Origin of the sequence: Nocardiopsis sp. TNDT3, from assembly GCF_003427465.1 — a bacterium.
GTDB lineage: Bacteria > Actinomycetota > Actinomycetes > Streptosporangiales > Streptosporangiaceae > Nocardiopsis > Nocardiopsis dassonvillei.
Genome location: NZ_QPFC01001325.1, coordinates 1 through 1173 on the forward strand (window position 1 = coordinate 1; position 1173 = coordinate 1173).

The 1173-nt window shown below is 74.8% G+C and carries 1 protein-coding gene; it reads left to right on the forward strand.

Annotation, left to right across the window (positions count from 1 at the left end; genetic code table 11):
- Positions 1 to 277 precede the first annotated feature (277 nt).
- On the forward strand, positions 278 to 1099 hold the full coding sequence (locus tag DQW06_RS27420; protein ID WP_013152516.1) for a RecB family exonuclease: 822 nt from the start codon (positions 278 to 280) through the stop codon (positions 1097 to 1099).
- Positions 1100 to 1173 lie beyond the last annotated feature (74 nt).

Genomic DNA, 1173 nt, shown 5'->3' on the forward strand with positions numbered 1-1173 from the left:
CCGCCCGCCCCGGCCCCGCGGCGCCCACGGCCCGGCTCCGCGCCGCACCGCCCGCCCGGTTGTCCACAGGCCCGATCCGCCCGTGGCGCTACGCCGGGCCGCCGGTGTTTCCTGGATACAGGGGCCCACGGGGCCGGTCGGCACCGTGCTTCCCGGATTCGGGACCGCCTCCCGCACCCGTGCCGCTTCTCCACAGACCGCTCTCTCCACGGGCCGCTCGTCCACAGGCCGCCCTCTCCCCTCGCGGCCTGTCGCGACCTTCTCATAGGCTCGATCCATGACCACCGCGCTCCTCCCGTCCGCCCTCTCCCCCTCCCGGGCCTCCGACTTCCTCCAGTGCCCGCTGCTGTTCCGCTTCCGCACCATCGACCGCCTCCCCGAGGCGCCCAGCGCGGCGGCCCTGCGCGGCACCCTCGTCCACGCCTGCCTGGAGCGCCTGTACGAGCTGCCCGCCGAGTCGCGCAACCCGCGCAACGCCGTCGGCCTCGTCGAGCCCCAGTGGAAGAAGCTGCGCGAGAAGAAGCCCGAGCTGGACGAGCTGTTCGCCGACGACGCCGAGCGCGACACCTGGCTGGAGTCCGCCCGCGACCTGGTCCGCCGCTACTTCGACCTGGAGAATCCCACCGCCCTGGAGCCCCGCGACCGCGAGATGCGCCTGGAGGTGTCCCTGCCCACCGGCCTGCGGCTGCGCGGCTACGTGGACCGCATCGACGCCACCCCCTCCGGCCAGATCCGGATCGTGGACTACAAGACCGGCAAGTCCCCCGCGCCCCGGTTCGAGGACAAGGCCCGCTTCCAGATCTTCTTCTACGCGGTCATGATCTGGCGCGACCTCGGCGTCGTCCCCACCCGCCTCCAACTCGTCTACCTGGGCGGCGACGGAGCGGTGCGCTGGTACGACCCCACCGAGGACGAACTCCGGGCCGCGGAGTCCGAGATCGCCGACATCTGGGCGCGGATCGAGGCGGCAGGACGCGCCGGGGTGTGGGAACCCCGCAGGAGCAAGCTCTGCGGCTGGTGCGAGCACCAGGCGCTGTGCCCGGAGTTCGGCGGCACCCCGCCGCCCCTGCCCGCGCCGACGGACCGCCCACGCGGGTGACCCGCCCGCACGCCGACCGCGCGCGTGACCCGGCCGGGCACCGGCAGGACGCGGGGCCGGCCCCGCACCGGGGA

Excerpts from the sequence above, each read along its gene's own strand:
- DQW06_RS27420 (WP_013152516.1), top strand. The coding sequence starts at position 278 with ATGACCACCGCGCTCCTCCCGTCCGCCCTCTCCCCCTCCCGGGCCTCC.